The following is a 21,173-nucleotide window of genomic DNA, read 5'->3' on the forward strand; positions in this document are numbered from 1 at the left end:
GGTCCCGTCATTGTTGGTAAGGCTCCTTTATCGTACAGACTGTGCTTTGTGAACCTTGGACTCGTTGTGTCAACGCTTGGCCGTGTCGAGAGCCTGCGACGACTCTTCGATTCCCTTGCTGACCAGATGAAAACAGATGACGCCCTTGTCGTCGTCGCCCAGCGCAACCTCCCGGAGGTGCAGGCCCTGGCGGCGGAGTTCGGCTCATCGACCTTCCGCATTTCGGTCACCACGTCGCCCCCTGGCGCCTCTCGTGGCCGCAACGCGGGCGTCGCCGCCCTGCCGGACGACCCGGGCCGGCTCCTCAACTTCCCCAATGACACCACGTGGTTTCCGCCGGCCACGCTCGACCGGCTCCGCAGCCTGCCGAACGGGCTCCGGGCCGGCGCCCTCACCGTCGTCGACGAGAACGGCCCGAAATTCGTGCTGCCCGCTCCCGGCACCGCGCTCGACCAGCGCACCGTGTGGACGGTCATCGAGATGGGCATCCTGATCCGCCGTGACGTGTTCGATGCGCTGGGCGGATTCGATCCCGAGATCGGCACGGGGGCGCCAACGCCCTGGCAGGCGGGCGAGGCCACCGACCTGCTGCTCACACTCCTGCGCGCCGAACCAGACATCGACTTCGCCTGGCAGCCGGGCACCCTCTTCGTTGGCGGGATCGCCGACCCGAGCGGACTGACGAGCGCCGAACGCCGCCGCAAACTGCGCGGCTACGGACGCGGCCTGGGCCGGCTCGTCACCCGGTGGCGGTACCCGCTGTGGTGGCGCTTCGCCTTCCTCGGCGGAGGCTTGTTCTTCGGGTTGCGCAATCACAGCACGAACAAACCCGCCGACGGGTGGTGGGTCTTCCTCGGCCGCCTGGAAGGCATGCTCGGGCATACCCTCGACCGCAACCGCACGTTCACGGCGGTGACCCGATGACCGCGGACCTGCCCTCCCCCGTGCGACTGCGCCAGGCCACGATGAGCCTGATCACCCTGCTCGGCGGCGTGTCCCTGGCCGTCATCCCCGCAGCGACGGTGTCGATCTCCTCGCGGCTGTTCAGCCGGCCGGAACAGGGCATCATCGCCGTTGCGGTCATGGTCGCAACCTTCGCCGGCCAGCTCACCTTCGCGGTCGTGCTCGAGTCCCGGCTCAGCTCGGCAGCAACCGAACGCCGGGTCGTCTTCCCCCTCTGGCTCGCCGGTCTCGCGCTCCTCGCCGCGCTCGTGATCGCGGTCAATCCGACCAACCCCGTCGTACTGTGCGTCGGACTTCCGCTCCTGATCGCCGCCCTCGAGGTCGGTCGCGGGGTCTCGGTCGCCGAGCGCCTCGATGTGCGCGAGATCTGGGCATCCGTTGCCGTCGGCCTCGGCGCCCTCGGCGGCGTCGCCGCAGCATTCGCGGGCCAGCAGTGGGCGCTCATCCCGCTCGTGGCCGGCATCGCCGGGGCCACGATCGTGCGGTGCCTGCCGGTCTCCCACCGGGCGAGCCGCCCCGATCCGGCGGTGATGGGCTGGGTCGTGGCCGACACGGCGATCACCGGCGTGATCTACCCGCTCTTGAACACGATGATCCTGGCCCTGCTCGGCCCCGGCGACGCAGTGCTGTTCACCGCGATCGCCACGGTCTCCGGGCTCCTGGCGATCCCGCTCAACTTCATGCGCCTCCGACTGTTGAAGGCCCATTCCCGGCTCGACATCGCCGTCTCGGGCGGCGCCGTGCTCGCCGCCGTCGTCGTCCTCGTCGTCCTCGAACGCACAGGAGCACTCGGCCTCATCTTCGGCGGCGTCTGGACGAACTCCGCGGTGCTGCTCCCCCTCGTGCTCGCCTGCGGCTGGCGCGCGGCCTCGCTCGCGACCACCATCCCCTTCGCCACCCTCCGCCGGATGGGCGAAGCGCGCCTGCTCACCGGGCTGCGCGCAGCCGTCTCCCTGATGGCCTTCGCCCTCGCCGCGATCGGGCTGGCCCTGCACGACCTCTCGGCGGTGTTCCTCGGCCTGCTCGTCGCCGAGCTGATTTCCGCCGTGGTCTACGAGCTCGCCCGGCGGCATCGGGTGCGCGTGGCCGAACGGCTCGCGGTGGCTGCCCAGTGAGCCTGGTCCTCGTCGACCTGCTCTTCTTCACCGGGAAGAAGGGCGGTATGGAGTCCTACGTGCGCGAGCTCTACTCGCGGCTGCGGCCGACCGATCTGAACCTGACCTTCGTCGCTCTCGCCTCGACGGAACTCGCCGCCACGGACACCTCCTGGTTTCCCGGGGAGGTCGTCGACTCCGGCATCAGCGGTGAGGACCGGGTCGCCTGGGCCCGCGGCGAACTGTTCAGCGTCGCCCGCTTCGCCCGCCGCCTCGGCGCCGACCTGATCCACTGCCCGGCGAACCTGGGCCCGGTGTACTCGCGCATCCCGGTGCTGCTCACGGTGCATGACCTGTTGCCGTTCCGCCACCCCGAGTACGTGCCCGGTGCGTATTCGGTCGTGCTCCGCACCATGATCCGGGTCGCCGCCCGCGGTGCCCGCCGCGTGCTGACGGTCAGCACGGCCTCCCGCGCTGACATCGTGAGCTACCTGCACGTTCCGGAAGCCCGGATCGACGTGGTTCCGCTCGCCGGCAAGCCGTTCCTGCCCCGCCCAGCCGAACCCGTCGCATCCCAACCCGCGGCACGCGAATCGGCTGAGGACCAGACGGCTGTCGCCGAGGTCGCCCGGCTGCCGCGGCAGCTGCTCGCCGTCGGCAACCGGATGCCGCACAAGAACTTTCCGTTGTTGCTGGAGGCGCTCGCGCTCGTCCCCGCCGATGCCCGGCCGCGACTGGTCGTCACCGGCAGCCACGGCGACGACCCCCTCGCCCCGGTCGTCGCCCGGCTCGGCCTCGACTCCTGGGTGTCGCTGCGCGGCTGGCTGGGAGCGGACGAGCTCGACCGTCTCTACGCCGAATCGACGATGGTCGTGTTCCCCACGCTCTTCGAAGGCTTCGGGCTGCCCGTGCTCGAGGCGATGTCGCGGGGCTGCCCGGTCGTCTGTTCGAGTATCCCGGTGCTGCACGAGGTCGCCGGCGATTCCGCGGTCTACGTTTCTCCCCTCGATGCTCCGACACTCGCGGCGTCGATCACGACGCTTCTGGGTGATCCTGCCGAACTGCGCCGCCGGTCGGCGCTGGGACTGGCCCGCGCCGCCACGTTTTCCTGGGAGCGCACCGCCCGGCAGACCGAAGCCTCGATTCAGCGGGCCCTGGCCGCGCGGTAGCGTTCGAGGATCTCCCCGACGGAAGCGCTCAGGCCGCTCCGGACCCGTTCGGCCTGAAACCACGCGAGGGTGGAGCGTCGCAGCGGTTCCCCGCCCTCGATCGCCCGCACGATCGCGGCACCGAGGGCTTCTGCCCCCACGTTTTCGGCCACGAAGCCGTTGACCCCGTCGTGCACGAGCTCGGCGGCGGCGTTGTCCTCGCCCGCGACCACCACGCTCGGGGTGCCGCTCGCGGCGGCCTCGGCGATGACGAGGCCGAACCCTTCCCTGGCGGAGGGGTTCACAAGCACGCTCGCCGCGGCGAAGTGCGCGTTCAGCTCCGTCTCGCTCACCCGGCCGAGGAAGTCGACGGCGTGGTCGAGGCCGAGTTCGGTGACGCTGCGCCGCACGTTGGGCGTCTCCGGGCCGGTTCCGACGATGGTCGCGCGCACTCCCGGCACGGTGCGCCGCGCGACGACGAGCGCCGCGGGCAAGTCCGTCAGGCGCTTGTCGGCAATGTGGCGGCCGACGAAGAGCACGGTGGCTGGGCGCTCGACCGGGCCGGCGGCATCCGCCCCCGGCTCGGCACGGTCGGCGACGTCGACGAGGTCGACCAGGCCGAGCACGACGGGGTCGGCCGCGGAGCGGTACGCCCGGACCTTGGCGCGGGTGAACCGGCTGTTGACGGTGTGCAGTTCGCCGAGACGCAGCGCCACGAATTGCAGGGCGGATGCCACGGTGCCGACGAGCGGGCCGGAGTAGCGTCGCCATTTCCGCCAGCTCCACACTTCGAGCCAGTCGGTGACGAGGTAACTGCGGGTGCCGAGGAGCGCGAGCCGCACCGCGAACACGTTGAGCACCGGCAGGGCACTCACGATGACGAGGTCATAGTCGCGCCGGTGCCGCCGGAAGTGCGTGAAGAGGCCACGGGCGAAGGCCACGGCACTCGCCGGCGTGCGGGTGCCCGCAGCGTCGTAGATGTCGCCGCGCCACACCGAGGTGATCGGGAAGGGCGCCTGCGGCGCCTCTCCCTCCGCCCACTGGCCACGGGTCACGTACTCGACGGAGGAGCCCCGGTCCTGCAGCAGCTCGGCGATGCGCCGGTAGACCCGCTCGCCGCCGCCGGTGTTCAGCGGGAAGATGCAGTCGTAGGCGATCGCGACTCTCGGTTCAGGCACGGACGGCCAGGTCGGGCAGGGCGTCGCTGGAGTCCGGTTCACCGTCCAGAACCTCGGCGAGGGGGTCTCGCCGGGCCGCCGCCGCGCCGAGCCGGCCGACGAACACGACGAAGCCGAGGGAGACGAGACAGTAGAGACCGAACAGCACGATCCAGCCGAGCGGCGGCTGCCAGGTCGGGTTCTTCCACATCGTGCTGATCGGCAGGGCCCCGCCGATCACGTAGCGCTGCAGCACGAAGAAGAACGCCAACACGCCGAAGGCGGCGATCAGTGCCGCACCGATCCAGGTGATCCGGGACGACAGGTAGGCCACCGGACGGCCATCCCGTTCCGAGAGCAGCCAGCCGGCGACGACCAGGACGCCCAGGTAGAGGAACAGCCCGTAGCGGCCCTGCCAGATGATGCCCGTCTGGGCGACGCTGTAACCCTGCACGAGCGCCGGGACGAGGAAGGCGGCAGCCGTCACAAGAGCCAGCAGCAACACGCTACGCCGGCCCATCGCCGTGAACGCGATCACGAGCAGCACCCCGACCGCGGCGATGGCGGGCCAGTACGACCAGACCGGCAAGGGCGTGTCCAGCCAGCCGAAGTATCCGATCGCCTGCTGCAGGAAGTCCGGGGTCGTCCGGATCACGTAGGCGAATCCCTGCAGGAAGGTTCCGCCGACGTAGGGGGCGTCGGTAGCGCTCGCTTGGCCGGAAAGGCTCCCGCCCTTGAGCGTCCACCACAACGAGAACAGGCCGCCGACCGCGATCGCGCCCAGCCACCAGTAGCTCCGGACCGAAACGAACAGTGCCTTGGCCGGCCGCCACCCGCTCACGACCAGGCAGAAGGCGACCACGAGCACCAGCCAGAGCGGCCCGAGGGCGCGTGCGTTCGCCAGCACGACGGAGGACACCGTGACAGCCCCCCAGAGGTACCAGCGCGGCACGGAGGACTGCCAGGGCCGTGCGGGGTCATAGGACTGCAGAAGCCTCAGCAGCGCCACCCACAGGGTCAGCGCGGAGGCTATCTCGATGCCGTTCGGGTTGACCGCACCCATCAGGTACAGGTTCATCGGGGCGGCGATGAATGCGACGGCCAGGGGCATCCACCGGGAGCGCCGCACGGAGACCGAGATCTGGAATGCCGCTGCGATGAACAGCGAGGCGAGCAGGGCGCTCATCAGTCGCATGGCATAGACGCCGGCGCTGCCCGTGAACAGCAGGCTCGGCCAACCGATCGCGTAGTAGTAGATCGGGTTGTACGTGCCGACCCAGGTGGACGCCCAGGGAGTGCCCGTGGCATCGCCCAGCTCTGCCCCGCAGCTCGCGGACTGGTCGGGGTAGAACGCGAAGCAGAGGATCTGCGGGCTGTAGGCATAGCCGGCGGGCAGGTCGACGACCGGATGCCGGACGCCCTCCACCGGGTGGCCGGTCAGCTCTCCACGCACTTGCGCGATGGCCTTCACCGAGTGCGCGCTCTCATCGGGCACGGAGAAGATCGGGCTCGCGAGCGCCCACAGGGACGACAGCGCGAAGAGGATGGCGAAGGCGATGGCGAAGACAGACCACGAGCCGGATGCGAATCGTGCGCGTTCCAGCACAGCCGGACGCGAGTCACCCGCCCCTCGCGTGTCATCCGCACGTTGGGAGGTCACTGGGGTCTGGGTCCATTTCCGTCATGGGCGTCGAGCCCGCCGCCTGCTGATTGGCCCGTCACCGCTCGCGAGTGTCTCGTCAGGCTTCGACACACTCTATGGCATGAAGTTCGAAGCGGAGGCCGAACGGCCGGTCGCCGATCGCTTCGGCTGATGGTGCCATCAGGCGTCGGCGTCTGGATCTGGTGGAGTCGTCTCTCTGGACAGCTGCGTTTCGACTTGTCGCAGTCGCAGCTCGACAAGTGCGAGCGATTCGGCGAGTGAGCGAACTTTTTCTTCCGCCCTGGTGAGTTCGGCGCTGTGCTGAAGGCACACCAGGACGAGGATCGCGATGCCGACGAAGAAAACCAGGTTCGTCGGCACCTGAATTCCGACGACGCCCGCCGCCCATTCGAGACTGACCGGGAAGATGCTGACCAGGAGGGCCAGTAAACCGGCCGCGAGCCACCAGACGGCGTGCCGTTCCCGGAGCCGTCGTTTCCGGAGGAGTTCGATCACGACAACGAGAATCAAGATGGCCGCAGCCACACCGAGGACGTAACTCGTCGTGTTCATGATGTGCGCACCTGTCGGTTGGCCGGGTCAGCCGGTCTGAGCAGCGCGAACACGAGCGCGATCAGGGCACGAGCCAGGTAGGCCGCGGATCGCACGGCATTGTGCGACGGCACCCCGCCTGATCGCGCCCGCATCGCCACGGGCACCTGTTCGATCCGGCATCCGGATCGAACCGCGATCACGAGAGACTCGATCGTGTCCCCGAGATATTCAGCGGGATATTGGTTCGCGAAGAGCAGCACAGCACGCGGGCCGCTCGCCCTCAGCCCCGATGTGGTGTCGGTGAGAGGCGTGTGGGCAATTCGGCTGATCACCCAGGACAGCGCGATCATCGCCCAGCGGCGGAGGCCCCGCACTTCGTAGGAACCGCTTCCCGCGAAACGCGCCCCGATCACGACGTCTGCGCCATCCAGTCTCGCGAGCATTGCCTGGACACTTGCCGGATCGTGCTGCCCGTCGGCGTCGATTTGCACGACGTTCGTAAATCCGTTCTCGAGGGCATATCGGAACCCCAGACGCATCGCCCCTCCGACTCCCAGGTTGATCGGCAGGACGGCGACAATTGCCCCGGCGTTTCGCGCGTTCTGCGCAGTCCTGTCGTTGGAGCCGTCGTCGACCACGAGGCACCCCGCTCCCGGAAGTTCGGTGAGCACCTCGCGAACAACGTCTCCCACCGACTCCTCTTCGTTGAAGGCGGGCATCACGATCAGCGTGTGCTTCAGATTGACTACCACGAGCGCCAGTCTAGGCGCGGGTTCATGGGGAGGAGCGAGGGCGGGTCTCCAGGGAGTCGATTACCTCGAGGTACTCCGCGGCCCGCGCACGCCACGACCAGTGCGCCTCGAGCACCCCGCGTTTCATGCCCGGAAGAGGGTTCTGTAAGGCGTCGACAACCGCATCGGTCAAGGATTCCAGGGATGTCGCCGTCACGACCCGCACCGGGGCGCCATCCGCAAGTAGGGGAAGAGTGGACGGCACAGGATACGACACAATCTGTGCCCCCGCAGCCGCGGCCTCGAGCAGCGTGATCTGAAACCCCTCAGCCAACTGGCTGGGATTCACGAGCACGGAATCGCTGAGGACCGTCCTGATTGTTTCCACGCCGGCATGACCGTGGAGACGAACGGACCGCTCGATGCCCCGGGAGAGTATCCGCGCCCGCACCGCGTCCTGGTCAGGGCCATCCCCGAGAATGTGCACGGCAAGGTCTTCGAAACCTCGGTTCAGAATCAGTTCGGCCGCGACGTCGATGAAGATTTCCCAGCCCTTGCCGCCGACGAGCCTGCCCAGGAACGCGATACCAGCAGGGCGCCCGCCCGTTTCGCCTCGAGGCCAGTCCTCGAGCCTCAGAGCGTTGTAGAAGACGCTGGACGGCACGCCCGCGAGCGTCGAAACGAAGGTACCGACCGGCTCGGAAACGGCGAGAACGCGCGTCGCACCGCGGAGCACTGCCCGGCCGAACGTCCAGTCGATGCTCCGAGATGCGATCTGAATCAGCCGTGACGGCGACCGGACGTATCCGGCGCCGTGCTCGGTGTGGATCACGGGGATGTGGTTTCGTCGAGCGATGCGGAGTCCGACCCAGGACATGGGGAAGAAACGCGTATGCGTGGAAACGACGGTGACGCCTTCGTCGGCAAGCATCCGCGCCAATCGACGACCGGAGCCCCAGCCCGGAAACGAGATGACGGAGGCAATGGGCCAATGCATCCGCAGACGGATCACTCGGATTCCATCTTCATGCGTGTCCGACTCCCGGGGTGCGAGCGTCACGACGGTGACGTGGGTTCCGGCGACCGCCAACGCGGTAGCCAGTTGGAAGACGTGGCTTTCCAGACCGCCGAGACGAGGCGGATAACTGTTGACGACGATGGCAACATGGATTCCAGATGCCGGCGTCACTGCCTCAGTCTTCACGTCTCTCCCCCCAAATGGTGCCGCCGGTCACCGTGGCGTCGCAGACGGTGCTGCAGTCGAGATGCGGACGGCAAGCTGCGGTCGGCTAGCATTCTCACGTGGCCTCGACACTGATCAAGAGTACGGGTCTCGCGACGACGGGCACACTCGTGCAGGGTCTCGCCCGTTTCGGATACACGATTCTGGTCGGCCGTCTGCTCGGCGCGGAGACTCTGGGCCAGGTGAGTGGCCTCATTGCCCTGTCTGTCTTTGTGTCCCTGTTCTGGCCGACGGCCACAGGCGTAGCCGCATCGCGTTTCCTGGCCGGGCCCGACGGCTCGGCCCAGTCGGCCGTTCCGATTCTTGTGCGCGAATTCCTCGTGTCGCTTCCGTTCCTGGCTATCGGCACGTTTTTCGCCGCCTGGATGATCGTTCCCGACGCCGCCGTCGCGATCACGACGGTGGCCCTCATGGTCTCGTTCTCGTCCTATGCCTTCAGCCGCGGCGCCGCACTCGGGCAATCTCGTTTTCTGCGAGTTGCGATCGTCGATACCGTGACGTCAATCCTGACGATCGCACTGTTGCTGGCCGTGGTCCTGTCACAGGTTTCCTGGCTTCTCCTGCTTCCACTTACCACGGGATACGCAATCTTTGCGATGCTGTGCTGGCCCCGCGGCGGCCGACCCTCCCGAACTCCGGACCGGGAAATCACCAGGTTCATCTTCTTCAATTCCCTGGCCCAGCTCGCCGCCGGCGGCTCTCTGCAACTGGTCATGATCATTGCGCGGATTTACGACACCCCGACGAATTCCGGACTGTTCGCCGCCGCATTTTCGTTGGCCACCCCCGCGTCGATGCTCGCCCTGTCGGTCAATCAGGTCCTCATCCCGCACTATTCGCGTCAGATCATCGCCAGCCCGGAGCTGCACCATCGATCGAACCGCCGGATCACTCTCTGGGGAATCGCAGGGTTCGCCGTCCTGTTCACGCTGCTTGCCGCGTTGTCTCCCGTTCTCATTGGACTGTTCTACGGGCCACGGTTTGCGGGGGCAACCCCGTACATGCAGTGGTTGCTCCTGGGCGTCGCTGCCTATTCGGTGTCGATGGTCCCCGCTGCGTCCCTGATCGCCAGAGGGCGGGACCGCCGGTACGCCGCGGCAGCGGCGCTCGGTTTCCTCGCCACCGCCGTCATCGCGATCTCCCTCGGCTCGACCTATGGAGCCTGGGCTGCCGTGGCCGCCTATGACATCGGTACGCTGCTCAGCGCATCTGCCATCGTGGCCATGGGGCTGGGCAGGCCGATACGGCACGCCGGGGGACTCGGCAGGAACTCGCCCGGTAAGCTCTCGAAATGATCCAGATTCGGAGTCCCAGGGTGCATGCGCGACGTCTGGCCACGATTCTGGCTCCGGTGTTCGTCTTCCTGGCCCTCGTGAGCTGGGGGCTGGCATCGCCGGTTGGGGCAAGCCCTGACGACGATTTTCATCTCAATAGCATTTGGTGTGGCGATGGCTTCCGGGACGGTCTTTGCGAACCAGCCGCGACGCCGGACAAGCGGCTCGTGCCGGGGCCACTCGGGGCTTCGGCGTGCTTTGCCTTCAACTCGCGCCAGGGCGCGAGCTGCCAGACGGCGGTCGGCCTCTCGTCGGACTCCTACTCCATGGTCGCCACACCGCGCGGCAACTGGAGAGGCGATTACCCGCCGCTGTTCTATTCAGTGATGGGAGTGTTTGCGGGGACGGACCTCTCAGTCTCCGTCATGCTGATGCGAGCATTCAACGCGGCCCTGTTCGTTGCCCTGACCACGACGATCTTCCTCCTGTTGCCCCGGCACCGTCGCACGGCACTCGTCTGGGGCTATGCGATCACCCTTGTCCCCCTGGGCATGTTCCTGGTGCCGTCAACGAATCCTTCCAGCTGGGCGATCATTTCAGCGGGAACTCTGTGGGGTGCGCTCCTGGGATACTTCGAGTCCGCCGGATGGCGCAAGGCCGCCCTGGGGACCCTCGCGGCCCTGTCCACCGTCATTGGAGCCGCAGCACGAGCGGACGCGGCCGTCTATGCGGTTATCGCAATCGGCGTCGTCGTGCTTCTCACCGCTCGTCGCGAACGAAAATTCGTTGTATCGCTTGTTCTGCCTGTCGCTCTTGTACTGATATCAAGCTACTTCTATCTCTCGTCCGGGCAGTCCGCTGTCTCCGGCGCGGGATTGCCGTCTCCATCCGGTCAGGCAGGAGGCTGGATGCACTTCTTCGTGGCCGATGTCATGGAGGTCCCCTCGCTCTGGGCGGGCGCCCTTGGCCTGTCCGGTCTGGGCTGGCTCGACACGCCGATGCCGGCCGTTGTCTGGCTGTGCAGTATCGCAGTGTGCTGCTCGATTGCGTTCACCGGAATCCACCACACTTTCCGGCGCAAGTCCGTGGCGGTCATCCTCGTCTTCGCCGCCCTGTGGGCAATCCCGACGTACGTGCTCGTTCGCTCGCGCGTCCCTGTCGGGGAACAGGTCCAGCCTCGGTACATCCTGCCGCTCATCATCATTCTCGCCGGATTGACGCTCCTGCAACGTCGTACTCAGTCGCTCAGCCTGTCCCGAACCCAGATCACAGTCATCGTCGCGGCCCTCAGCCTGGCAAATGCGCTGGCACTTCACGCCGACATCCGCCGATACGTGACGGGAACCGATATCACGAGTTGGAATCTGGATACTGCGGCAGGGTGGTGGTGGGGCTTCGCTCCGTCCCCGATGACGTTGTGGTCCATCGGTTCGGTCAGCTTCGCCGGAGCTGTCGCTCTGCTCGCCATACTGCTCTGGCCCCGCGCGCAGGACGCGACTGCCGGAGAAACCGCCGCCTCTGCCCTCGCCTGATAGTCCCAGCCGTTTGTAGCCAGACGACGGACCAGGGTCAGCGCATGTGACCGAGGCGACTTCTGATTTTCTTGGCGACGGCGCGCGGGCCACCCGCACGCAGATAATGCACGAACAGCCCGACGTCATGGCGGAACCCGTGCATCTTGCGGCGAGCGGGGGCTCGGCGGGGCACCTTCCTGGAACCGCCGGAGCTCACCACGCCGCTGAGGATCAGGTCCGGGGCGTGCCTGGCGTCGGCGACAAAATTCACAAGGGGAGCAAGCACAGTCTTCCACCCGTATTCCGCACGCACCCGGTCGATGTTCGCACGCGCTACAGCAGCGAAGTCCGCATCGAAGAGAACCTTCTGCAATGCGTCAGCAAGAGCGTCGACGTCCTTGGGCGGCACGACCAGACCGAGGTTTTCCTCTTCCACCAGCGATGCGAAATGGTCTCCGTGGGTGACGACCATGGGAAGGCCCGCCCAGAGATAGTCCAGAATTCGGGTGCGGAACGAGAAGGTGGTCTCGACATGTTCGAAGTGAGTACTGACACCGGCGTCTGCTTCACTCAGATAGTTGTGACGCTCCGCATAATCCACCCACGAGGTATTGAAGAACACGGCCGTGTCGAGAACGCCAAGCTCGGCCGCCAGCGCGCGCGATTCGGCGACGATTCCCATCTCGGGAACGCCGGGATGAGGATGCTTCGTGCCTTGAAAGTAAAGCCGAACATTGTCATGGGTCTCCGACAACCGAGCGACCGCGCGGATGAGCGTTTCGGGATCAAACCAGTTGTAGAGGCCGCCGCTCCACAGGAGCAACTTATCGTCCGCCCCGATTCCCGGAAGGACACCCTTCAGGACCGGTTTCGTTGCCGGCGGGAAGACTTCGTTGAGACCGAACGGCACGACGTCGATCAGGTGGCTGAGATCTGGATCGGATGCATAGTTGGCCGGGTTGATCCGCCCGAGCGCCGCAAGCTGTCCGAGGTAGAAGTGCCGCTGCCGCTCAGAGGCGCACAGGAAGAAATCTCCCCTGGTGAGCTGCTCGTTGAGCACGTTCGTCGCATCGGACACCTGACGGTTCCACTGTTCAGGTCCTTGTTCACGGCCCTGCTCCAGCTGCTCGAGGTGCATGGGATCGTAGACGTCCGCAACGATGATCTTGTTCGAGTTGCGGAGCGAATCGAACAAGGCCATGGCGAGTCCCTGGAAGACGATCACGTCGGCCTGTTGTTCGAGCTTGCCCATGCCACGATCATCGCCGGGCTTGATGTAGACCACGTTGAACGGCGCGGAAACGGGCTCGACACCGGCCAAGGACACGAGAGTGACCTCGTTGTCCCGTGCGAGGGCTTCAGCCATGTTCCACGCCCGAATCGCCGGTCCGGCCATCTTCGCCCCGATGGGGTCTCCTGTGATGACGAGCACATGGGTCAGGATCGGCGAGTCAGTGACCCCGAACGCCGTCACGATCTTCTCGTACCCCTCGAGGTAGTGCTCCGAATGGTACGACGGCGCATCCGTCTCACCGAAGAATCGCCACAGGCTGTTGTCCGCAACGACCCGCGTCGCCTGGATTCCTTCGCGCGACGTCGTCAGGGACGGGAGGTTCTCCACGAACTGGTCTATTGCGTACACTCCCGCGAGAGTCTGCCGCGCCACTTCCTCGCTAGGCCCGTTGTCACCGCCCTTGCGGAGGTCCAAAGACGTCGAGTCCAGGTTGCCGCGCGCGACAGCGCGACGGACCGTCAACGCCAGCGTGGCGGGAAAGATCTTCGCGAGCGCAGCATCCCCCAAATTCTTGTACTGCGCAAACAGGGCGTTGCGTTCGAGAAGATAGGTCTCCTTGAAGGCACCGAATGAGGTCATTGACGCGTGATGCTTGTGGTATGCCAGCGAAGCGGGCTCGTAGGAAAAACGCCATCCCAGCAGGTTGAGTCGCCAACCGAAGTCGACGTCCTCGAAGAACATGAAGAATCTCTCGTCGAACCCGCCCAGAGCCTCATACACGGACGTGCGCACGAACATCGCCGAGCCAGTGCCGAAGAGGACGTCTCGTGCCACGTCTGGCTCGCTCGGTATCGGCTGCGCCGTGAGGGGCTTATAACCCTGGCCGAACCAGGTCATCGCAGACCCGATGTAGTCGACCAGCTTCCCGTCCCAATCGAGCACACGGCTGGCGACCGCACCAATCATCGGGTCCTTCTCGAAACGATTCACGGCGGCTCTCACCCAGGATGCATCCGGCTTCGCGTCGTTGTTCAAGAAAGCCAGGAACTCACCTGACGCCGATTTGACACCAAGGTTGCAGCCGCCGGCGAATCCGAGGTTCTCCTTCGATTCGATGAGGACGACATGCGGGGCTGCGGCCCGGATTCTCTGCGCGCTGTCGTCACCGGACGCGTTTTCGACGACGACGATTTCCAGGCGGCTCGAGGGCCAATCGAGTTGCCCCAGCTGCCTGATCGCCTCTATGGTGTCGTCCGTTCCCCGGAAATTCACGAGGACCACGGACACTACGCCCGTCTGCTTCTTAGGCATGACTGCCTTCCTGGTTGCGTGTGTGCATACTGATACTACTTAACGCCATTGTTCAAGGCGCTTAATGCCCCGCGCCGGAGGCAGACGGCGGTTCGACACACTGTGACGAAGTCACGTCGCCCCGGGGTGCTGGATGAGCAAGGCCCATCTGTCCGAGCACGATGAAGCCGGCGATGAGGAGCACTCCAACGGCCCGCCAGATCCAGCCACGAGCCGTCGCATTCATGAACTGACTCACCCCACCTAGGCCACGAACCAGTCCCACCATTCCCACGAGAACAATGGGCAGGGCGAAGCGCGCCTCCGGAGCGGAAAAGACGATCGTACCCGCCGTCGCCGCCGACAAGGTCAGCAGAAGAGGCGTGCTGAGGTTAGCCGCAAGCCCGCCAGGAACGCGCGGCTGGCGCAGGAATACGAGCAGGCCGGCGATTGCGATGAATACGACCACGACGCCGAACAGAGTCAGCCTCCCGGGCATGACTCCGGAATACGGCGTAGCCGCAGACCAATTCAGTGACGAGGCCACTTTCTCCACCGCAAAACCAGTCGACTGAATCGGGTGTGCCACGAACAGCTGGATCAGTTCGCCGACACTGCCGGGGGGCCGACCCGAAACGAGGTCCGCCATCGACGGGCTACAGGAGAACTGACGGGGATCCCCGGATCCGTCATAGGCCAGGGTGTCATATCTCACGATGAAGCTGGCGTACTGGGTCTGAATCTGGCCGATCCTGAAGGTGTCAACGGGCCACGGCAGCCAGCTCAGGAACGCGTGGCCGTTGTAAAAGGCCTGGACCGAGAACCCGGCGCAGATACCGACAAGCGCAAACACGGCGCGCTTCCACCGGGGCACGCACCAAATCACGAAGAGGAGTGCGACCGGCACGATGTAGACGGGTCGCAGATTCACTCCGACGGCAAGTGCGCATCCTCCGAGTACGAACATGAGTGCGCGTGTCGACGTGCTCAGGAGAAGGACCGCAACAAGCACGAATGCGACAGCCCAGAGGTCCAGCAGCGTGAAAGGCGCAAACCCCCTCAGGAGAAGACTCGTGCCGATCGCCGAAACCCACACCTGCCACGAGCGCGGCTGAACCCCGCGTCCCGCGAGTCTGGGGACGATGATTCCACCGATAACGCTGATCAACGCGGCATTCTGTACGAGAACCGCCCATCCGGCACTGCCTTCGCCCGCCACGAGAGCGACGAAGGCAGCCGGGACATAGATGACAGCGCTGAAGATTCCACGGAGGGCGAGCCCGCCGCTCTCAGTGATACCCCCTCCAGTGAGAAGGGCATGGGCGCCGTTCCAGTACATCGCAGCGTCATACACGAAGGATGGCGCCGGCCCACTGGTGAGTGCGATCAGAAACGCCACCGCACAGATGACTGCGGTGGTACCGGCTCGCCTCTCGCGGATTGACTCCCGCGAGCTATGCGCGCGCACGGTTGAGCGCGAGTTCGACAAACTCTCCGTATTCGCGAATGTAGTCGGAGCCGTCATAGAGATGCGACGCGAGAACGAGAAGCACGGCATTCTCTGAATAGCGGTACTGAGTTCCCCACGTCATTGACGGCATGTAGAGTCCGAGATCCGGCCTGTCGAGCACGTACTCCGCACGGTTCACGCCGTCATCGACGATCGCGTTCACGGATCCACTCAAACACACCAGAAACTGCTCGCACTGGCGGTGAGCGTGAGCGCCCCGAAGTTCCGTGGAAGGAACGTCATAGACGACGAAGAATCTTTCAGGGGTAAAGGGGATTTGCGATTCGATGTCCCCCGCGACCAGAGAACCACGCATATCTATCGCCTTGTTCAGGTTGACGAGCTTGACCCCGCTCGCCGACTCAGCTTCTCGCAGCTGAGGGCTGCTCACCGGGCTCGTCACCGCGAGGTCTCCACCCATCTGCACGGTGTTCGAATAGCCCTTGATGCGCGCAGGGTTCCCGACCACAATCGCGTACGCGGGTACGTCCCGAGTGACCACACTTCCGGCTCCGACCATGGCCTCCGTGCCGATGGTGATTCCCGGCAGGATCGTCGCATTTCCCCCGATAGACGCTCCTCGCTGGACAACGGTGCGCGAGAACGATTCTGGCTGCTGCCGGCTGCGGGGGAACGGATCGTTGGTGAAGGTCACGTTCGGACCGACGAAAACGTCGTCCTCCAGTGTGATGCCGTCCCAGACCTGTACGCCGCACTTGAGAGTCACGCGGTCGCCGATCACAACGTCATTTTCGATGAACACCGAATCACAGACGTTGCAGTCTTCCCCGATCCGTGCGCCAGGCAGGACGTGGGCGAATGCCCAAATTCGAGTTCCATCGCCAACGTTGTCCGATTCGCAGAGTGCGTGCGAGTGGATGAATGCGCCCATAACGTGCTATTCCCTTGTGTTGTCGGTTGTGTCTGGCACCTTCGGCGCGAAGATCATGCGACCGCCGAAGAACGTGAGTGGAGTGGTGATCGCGATCACAGCAATGCTGCTCCAGAGCAGTGCCTCCACGCCTTTGGGCGAAATGAGTTGCACCGTGATCTGGCCTACGGCATAGACAAGGAGATACCAGCCGGCAAAGACCGCCAGCCGCTTCGGTGAGTGGTCAGCCTGAAACACCAGTCTGGATGAACCGAAAACGACCCAGACGAGGCCAATGACATATGCAATCGTGAAGGCGATACCGGCGGGGATCAGAAGTCCCAATCCAATGTAGATCGCGTAGGTGAGAAGGGTATTCGTCCCACCGACCAAGAGGTACCGAAAGGCCTGGCTTCGAAGGCCGTTTCGATTCATCTGCCGAAATCCATCTGATCCATGACGACCGACGAGGGACGATTCTTTGAATTCTCGTATGCCCGCCAGACGTAGGTACCCACGATCCCGAGGGCGAAAAGCAGGCTGCCCGTCGACAGCAGAAGCACGAACATGAGGGCTGTATAACCGGGCACCGTGATCGATCCAGCCAGCCAGGCGATGAGAACGACAAGCGCAGCCAGGAGCGACACCACCATTCCGACCAAGCCGACCGTGAGGATGATGCTGATCGGAAGACTCGTGAAGGAGAAGACGCTGTCCAGCAAATAGCTGAATTTCTTCTTGAACGACCACGCGCTCTTCCCGTGTTCGCGCTGGACACGCCCGTATGGCACGTCGACCCGGCGGTAACCGAGCCAAAAGAGGAGTCCGATCAGGCTCGAGTGGGATTCACCCAAGTGACCGAATTTCTCGGCGACCTGGCGAGTGCACGCGAATACGTCGACGCCGCCCAACGGCATATCAGGCTGCACGAACCGACGGTAGAGACCCCAATACGCACCGGAGAATACCTTGGACACAGTCGGGTCGTCCCGTGAGACCCGAGTACCCACTGCAACATCCCAATTGCCGGTCTCGAGCTTGGCAAAGAATTCCTGGATGAGGCTGATGGGCTCCTGGAGATCGGCTGCCATCGCGGCGACAAACTGGCCGCGTGCGGCGAGGAATCCGGTTCGAATCGCGGCAAAAGACCCGAAATTACGAGAATGGCACAGGAGCTGGGCGGAGAAGGGGGCATCTGGAAGCAACCGACGCAGAATCGCTGCGGACTCGTCCGGCGATCCATCGACGACGAACACGGCTTCGACGTCACCGCTGAGGTTGTCTTGCAGCCATTCGAGAGCCTTGAGAACGTCGGGGATGCTCGCCGCGTTCTTGTAAACCGGGACCACGACGGAGTACAGCATCGGTGTGCCCGGATCTCCCAGTGGAAGAACTGCGCCGGCGTCTTCTCCAGTCACGACTAGATTCGCTTCAAGACGTCAGTGATCCGATCGACCTCGGAGTCTTCAAGCTCAGGGAAGAGCGGCAGGGAAAGGATCCGCTCTGCTGCGGCCTCGGTCACCGGCAGCGAAGGCTGGATCGTCCCGGCCAGGATCGGTTGCTTGTGATCCGGGATGGGGTAGTGCACGTCGGTATGAATGCCGGCTTCCGTGAGCAGTGTCCTGGTCTTCTCTCGGTCGGCCGTCTCGATGACAGCCAGATGACCGACATAGCCGTCCTGGGCGTGATTGACCATTCGCACCCCGGCAGGCACCGCTGCCTCGTATCTCTGGTGGATTTCGCGTCGACGGTCGTTCCAGGCATCCAGGAACGGCAACTTGACCCGAACGATCGCGGCCTGGAGTTCATCCATCCGAGAATTGCGCCCGCCGGACAATGCGGTGACGTACTTGGATGTCCAGCCGTATTGGCGCAACTGCCGGAGTCGAGTGGCGAGAGCAGGGTCAGACGTGAATACGCACCCACCGTCGCCCAGTGCGCCCAGGTTCTTGGTGGGGTAGAAGCTCGTCGTCGCCAATCGACCGAACGAGCCAGCTTTCTTCCCGGCATGGACGGCGCCCATCGACTGAGCGCAATCCTCGATCACGGGTATGCCGACAGCGTCAGCCCAGCGCATGATACTCGTCATGTCGGCTGACGCGCCGAACAAATGAGTCACCACGAGTGCGCTCGGGAGCGTCTCGAGCCGATCCAGAGCTTCACTGAGAGTGCTCACGCTCACGAGAAGGGTGCTCGGGTCGACGTCGGCGAACACCGGGGTCGCCCCGAGCGAACGAACGGCCGTTGAGGTGTACCCGCCTGCGTTCGCCACCGTCAGGACGGTATCGTCAGCACGAACGCCGATCGCGATGAGAGCGAGTTGCAAGGCGTCGGTGCCGTTGCCGACGAGAACAGCGTCGCCCACCCCGAGATACTCGGCGATTTCTGATTCAAGCGAATTGTGCTCAGGGCCGAGCACGAACCAACCACTGTCCAGCACTCGGGCGATAGCATCGTCGATCAGTGGCCTGAGGGCCCTGGTCCCCCGGCCGAGATCGTTGAATGGAATCTCATGCTCAGTGTGTGGCTTCTCAGTGTGTGGCGTAGTCACTCTTTTGATACCTTTCCCATTTCTGGTTTCCGTCGGAAGAGAACCCAGGTCATACCGCCCACGCACAATGCACATCCGAGCCAGAAGGCTCCCCATGCAGTGGTGCCTTGAGGTGAGTGGTAGGCCAACTTCACAGTGTAGCTGCCGCTTGGAAGGTCGGCTTCCACGAGCCCCGTGTTGCTGGATCTCGTTTCGATAGACCTGCAGGATCCATCCTCCAAACACACTGACGCCTGCCACCCGGTGAAGAATGCCTCATTGAATTCAGCACGGACATCGACGGCCGTCTCGACCCGGTATACCAATTCACCCGACTGATACGAGATCGGGTGGATGTTTCCTGCCCCGCACGTTTCCCCTGAGACACAAGCATGGAGGTCTTCCGCCGTCGGGTCCTCTGTGCGCGGCACCGTCAGGATGGTCCCCGGCATGGTCAGGAAGGAGGCGAAGTCAGTACCGGTGGACTTGTCGAGAAGTGCATCTGTCAGCAGGTGCTGGGTGCGAGAGCCCTTGAGGTTGATATAGCCCCCGATGGCGAGTTCCCCGGTGTAGTACACGCGGTTCCAGGACACGGTGAAGAGATCGTCGACAGTGAATCCCTGCCTCAGCGGCATCCTGGCCGGGCGTTGAACGTGTTCTTTCTGCACGACGCGCGAGTCGATGAGCGCATGGACGGTCGACCCGTAAGTGGCCTGTTCCGTTGGGAGCCGGGGAGCCCTCCACGTCGCGGAGTTGTCATTTGCCCACGCCACTCCCGACACAGCCGTCAGCGCTATCAGTCCGACGGCGATCGCGGCTGCGACAAGCTTGACACGTGGCACCACCAGCAGGACCGAAACCAAGCCAAGTCCTACGGTCAACATGATGAGCTGGGGCACATAGTCAGCCCGGACGTACGGACCGCTCCTCGCGATGAGAACCATCAGGATGAGAAAAACCAACGCAGCTGCAAGCGGCCAGAGGATTCGCGCCGACCAGAATCGGTCCCGCGTCCGGGAAGTGAGCATCGACAAGCCGCTCGCAGCCAGCAACACCACAGAGAGAATGAGAAAGGGCTTGAAATCGCTCATTCCAAATCGACTCAGACCCAGCCCGGGAAGCGATTGCGCCAGCGTCGCCCACGGGAAGAACGGCATCCCCAGGACGAGAGCGGGGACACCGATTGCGGCGGCGAGCTTCGTTGCCGGGTCACGCCATCTCGCGAAGAACGCCAGCGCCAATGCGGCAGCCGGCACGAAGAAGGACCGCATCGAAATGTCGTTGGGCAGGGAAGGCGCTCCGTACCCGAAGAGGAGGGTGCCTATCAGGTCGGGACTGAAGACCGACGACTCGGCAAGTCCCGAAGCCGCATCCGCTGGAAACGACAGATACGGCAGCAAGCGTGGCGCGCACAAGAGCGCCGCACTCGCGATTGAAACGGCCAGGGGAAGAAGGTACTCGCGCCAGTGCACCCGTGAAGATAGCTGCCATGCCACCACGCACACAATGCCCACATAGGCCATCGCGATGACCATACCGGGGTATGTCCCTGTGATCGCCTGCCAGAGCACCAGGACAGCGATCGGGATGGACCACCATCGCCTCCAGGGCCACTTCGGTGATAGGACCAGGAGCACCCACGGAATCCATGAATACCCCCGCACAATGTCCACATGCTCGGCATTGCTGTAGTACCCGACCGCGAAGAACCACGCGACAGCAACGAGTGTCGCCGGAAGGAACCGGAGTTTCAAGCCTCGCGCGAGCGCATAGGCCCCCAGGAACCCGAAGGCGACGTGGAGCGCGGACAAGGCGGCCGAAGCGTGAAGGCTGAACGGGACGAAGAAGGACACCATTCCGACCGGGAGGTACCAGCCGCTGTTCTGCAGAACAAGTGCCGCGGGGTAGCCACCCCACACACTCGAAATCCATTCGGGTGGAGAGAAGAACGATCCCTGAGTCCACCAGGAATACGCGTCGGTGTTGTAGCTGCCCAGGAAGTCCCACGGAGGAATGCTCTCCCCGTCGAAATACGGTCGGAATACGAGCGCTTCCAGCGCGATCAGGATTCCGACCAGCATGAACGCGTGCAGGACTCGAGTCCGGCCGAGGGCACTACGCGGCCGTGGCCCTGACTCGACACCGGGTGTCTTCGGGGCGCCAGCTATCTCCGGCTCAGTCATCGTGTTCACTATGGTTCCTCAGTATTGATGTGCTGGTCTACTCCCGGGCTCACGAGCCCGCAGATGGCCCCATGACACGAGGGTTATTCCACCCCCGGCGTCACCGTGGCCCACCGATCACGGCACAGTCACGTCCTGGCACATCAAACCGACATCGGCACCCTGGTTCAGGTTCACCGCATAGAAACAGATCCGATGGCTACCCGGCGCAGCAGGGACAACGGCCGACCACCC

At 64.5% G+C, this 21,173-nt stretch carries 16 protein-coding genes and 1 pseudogene; 5 read left to right on the forward strand and 12 right to left on the reverse strand.

Annotated elements, in window-relative coordinates; translation table 11 throughout:
* The first annotated feature begins 126 nt into the window (after window positions 1-126).
* The 3 genes from E3O44_RS00240 to E3O44_RS00250 are packed head-to-tail and all read left to right on the forward strand — an operon-like array spanning window position 127 to window position 3,226.
* Window positions 127-924, forward strand: coding sequence for a glycosyltransferase family 2 protein (locus E3O44_RS00240; protein ID WP_134531679.1), 798 nt, complete (start codon window positions 127-129; stop codon window positions 922-924).
* Entirely contained in the window at window positions 921-2,078 is a 1,158-nt protein-coding gene (locus tag E3O44_RS00245) for a hypothetical protein (protein ID WP_134531680.1), read from the forward strand. The genes E3O44_RS00240 and E3O44_RS00245 overlap by 4 nt, the downstream gene beginning before the upstream one ends.
* On the forward strand, window positions 2,075-3,226 hold the full coding sequence (locus tag E3O44_RS00250) for a glycosyltransferase family 4 protein (protein WP_134531681.1): 1,152 nt from the start codon (window positions 2,075-2,077) through the stop codon (window positions 3,224-3,226). The genes E3O44_RS00245 and E3O44_RS00250 overlap by 4 nt, the downstream gene beginning before the upstream one ends.
* On the opposite strand, the gene E3O44_RS00255 is transcribed toward E3O44_RS00250, so the two are convergent.
* The 5 genes from E3O44_RS00255 to E3O44_RS00275 all read right to left on the reverse strand — a co-directional run bounded on the left by E3O44_RS00255 (window position 3,202) and on the right by E3O44_RS00275 (window position 8,494).
* Window positions 3,202-4,383, reverse strand: coding sequence for a glycosyltransferase family 4 protein (locus E3O44_RS00255; RefSeq protein ID WP_166792499.1), 1,182 nt, complete (start codon window positions 4,381-4,383; stop codon window positions 3,202-3,204). The two genes, E3O44_RS00250 and E3O44_RS00255, sit on opposite strands and share 25 nt — an antisense overlap.
* Entirely contained in the window at window positions 4,376-5,968 is a 1,593-nt protein-coding gene (locus E3O44_RS00260) for a DUF2142 domain-containing protein (RefSeq protein WP_166792500.1), read from the reverse strand. Before E3O44_RS00260 ends, E3O44_RS00255 begins: the two co-directional genes overlap by 8 nt.
* A 216-nt stretch (window positions 5,969-6,184) precedes the next feature.
* Window positions 6,185-6,577: a DUF2304 domain-containing protein gene (locus tag E3O44_RS00265; protein WP_134531684.1), complete on the reverse strand. Its 393-nt coding sequence runs from the start codon at window positions 6,575-6,577 to the stop codon at window positions 6,185-6,187.
* Window positions 6,574-7,278, reverse strand: coding sequence for a glycosyltransferase family 2 protein (locus tag E3O44_RS00270; RefSeq protein ID WP_174775011.1), 705 nt, complete (start codon window positions 7,276-7,278; stop codon window positions 6,574-6,576). The genes E3O44_RS00265 and E3O44_RS00270 overlap by 4 nt, the downstream gene beginning before the upstream one ends.
* A gap of 55 nt (window positions 7,279-7,333) precedes the next feature.
* Window positions 7,334-8,494, reverse strand: a complete 1,161-nt coding sequence (locus E3O44_RS00275) for a glycosyltransferase family 4 protein (protein WP_134531686.1) — start codon at window positions 8,492-8,494, stop codon at window positions 7,334-7,336.
* A 98-nt stretch (window positions 8,495-8,592) separates the two neighbouring features.
* Between E3O44_RS00275 and E3O44_RS19920 the strand changes: the two are divergent.
* Window positions 8,593-9,363, forward strand: a pseudogene (locus E3O44_RS19920) (oligosaccharide flippase family protein); the annotation flags it as partial.
* A 461-nt stretch (window positions 9,364-9,824) separates the two neighbouring features.
* Window positions 9,825-11,339, forward strand: a complete 1,515-nt coding sequence (locus E3O44_RS00285; RefSeq protein WP_134531688.1) for a DUF2142 domain-containing protein — start codon at window positions 9,825-9,827, stop codon at window positions 11,337-11,339.
* A 37-nt stretch (window positions 11,340-11,376) separates the two neighbouring features.
* Here E3O44_RS00285 and E3O44_RS00290 read toward each other — a convergent pair whose 3' ends face one another.
* The 7 genes from E3O44_RS00290 to E3O44_RS00320 all read right to left on the reverse strand — a co-directional run bounded on the left by E3O44_RS00290 (window position 11,377) and on the right by E3O44_RS00320 (window position 20,948).
* On the reverse strand, window positions 11,377-13,866 hold the full coding sequence (locus E3O44_RS00290) for a glycosyltransferase (protein ID WP_134531689.1): 2,490 nt from the start codon (window positions 13,864-13,866) through the stop codon (window positions 11,377-11,379).
* A 61-nt stretch (window positions 13,867-13,927) separates the two neighbouring features.
* Window positions 13,928-15,184, reverse strand: coding sequence for a hypothetical protein (locus E3O44_RS00295; protein ID WP_134531690.1), 1,257 nt, complete (start codon window positions 15,182-15,184; stop codon window positions 13,928-13,930).
* A 115-nt stretch (window positions 15,185-15,299) separates the two neighbouring features.
* A complete protein-coding gene (locus E3O44_RS19830; RefSeq protein ID WP_134531691.1) occupies window positions 15,300-16,247 on the reverse strand; it encodes a WxcM-like domain-containing protein in 948 nt (315 codons plus the stop codon).
* Between the two features lie 6 nt (window positions 16,248-16,253).
* A complete protein-coding gene (locus E3O44_RS00305) occupies window positions 16,254-16,661 on the reverse strand; it encodes a GtrA family protein (RefSeq protein ID WP_134531692.1) in 408 nt (135 codons plus the stop codon).
* Window positions 16,658-17,644 (reverse strand): glycosyltransferase family 2 protein, encoded by a 987-nt coding sequence (locus E3O44_RS00310; RefSeq protein WP_241975928.1) that lies wholly within the window; start codon window positions 17,642-17,644, stop codon window positions 16,658-16,660. Before E3O44_RS00310 ends, E3O44_RS00305 begins: the two co-directional genes overlap by 4 nt.
* A 2-nt stretch (window positions 17,645-17,646) precedes the next feature.
* Window positions 17,647-18,777 (reverse strand): DegT/DnrJ/EryC1/StrS family aminotransferase, encoded by a 1,131-nt coding sequence (locus E3O44_RS00315; RefSeq protein ID WP_198415852.1) that lies wholly within the window; start codon window positions 18,775-18,777, stop codon window positions 17,647-17,649.
* Window positions 18,774-20,948, reverse strand: a complete 2,175-nt coding sequence (locus E3O44_RS00320) for a hypothetical protein (protein ID WP_134531693.1) — start codon at window positions 20,946-20,948, stop codon at window positions 18,774-18,776. Before E3O44_RS00320 ends, E3O44_RS00315 begins: the two co-directional genes overlap by 4 nt.
* Window positions 20,949-21,173: the final 225 nt, after the last annotated feature.

Source organism: Cryobacterium algoricola (genome assembly GCF_004402485.1).
GTDB lineage: Bacteria > Actinomycetota > Actinomycetes > Actinomycetales > Microbacteriaceae > Cryobacterium > Cryobacterium algoricola.

What these genes read in the sequence shown, in the direction of transcription:
- E3O44_RS00295 (WP_134531690.1), bottom strand. Translation starts at nt 15,184, where the DNA reads ATGTACTGGAACGGCGCCCATGCCCTTCTCACTGGAGGGGGTATCACT.
- E3O44_RS00265 (WP_134531684.1), bottom strand. Translation starts at nt 6,577, where the DNA reads ATGAACACGACGAGTTACGTCCTCGGTGTGGCTGCGGCCATCTTGATT.
- E3O44_RS00305 (WP_134531692.1), bottom strand. Translation starts at nt 16,661, where the DNA reads ATGAATCGAAACGGCCTTCGAAGCCAGGCCTTTCGGTACCTCTTGGTC.
- E3O44_RS00240 (WP_134531679.1), top strand. Translation starts at nt 127, where the DNA reads ATGAAAACAGATGACGCCCTTGTCGTCGTCGCCCAGCGCAACCTCCCG.
- E3O44_RS00285 (WP_134531688.1), top strand. Translation starts at nt 9,825, where the DNA reads ATGATCCAGATTCGGAGTCCCAGGGTGCATGCGCGACGTCTGGCCACG.
- E3O44_RS19830 (WP_134531691.1), bottom strand. Translation starts at nt 16,247, where the DNA reads ATGGGCGCATTCATCCACTCGCACGCACTCTGCGAATCGGACAACGTT.
- E3O44_RS00270 (WP_174775011.1), bottom strand. Translation starts at nt 7,278, where the DNA reads ATGCCCGCCTTCAACGAAGAGGAGTCGGTGGGAGACGTTGTTCGCGAG.
- E3O44_RS00245 (WP_134531680.1), top strand. Translation starts at nt 921, where the DNA reads ATGACCGCGGACCTGCCCTCCCCCGTGCGACTGCGCCAGGCCACGATG.
- E3O44_RS00290 (WP_134531689.1), bottom strand. Translation starts at nt 13,866, where the DNA reads ATGCCTAAGAAGCAGACGGGCGTAGTGTCCGTGGTCCTCGTGAATTTC.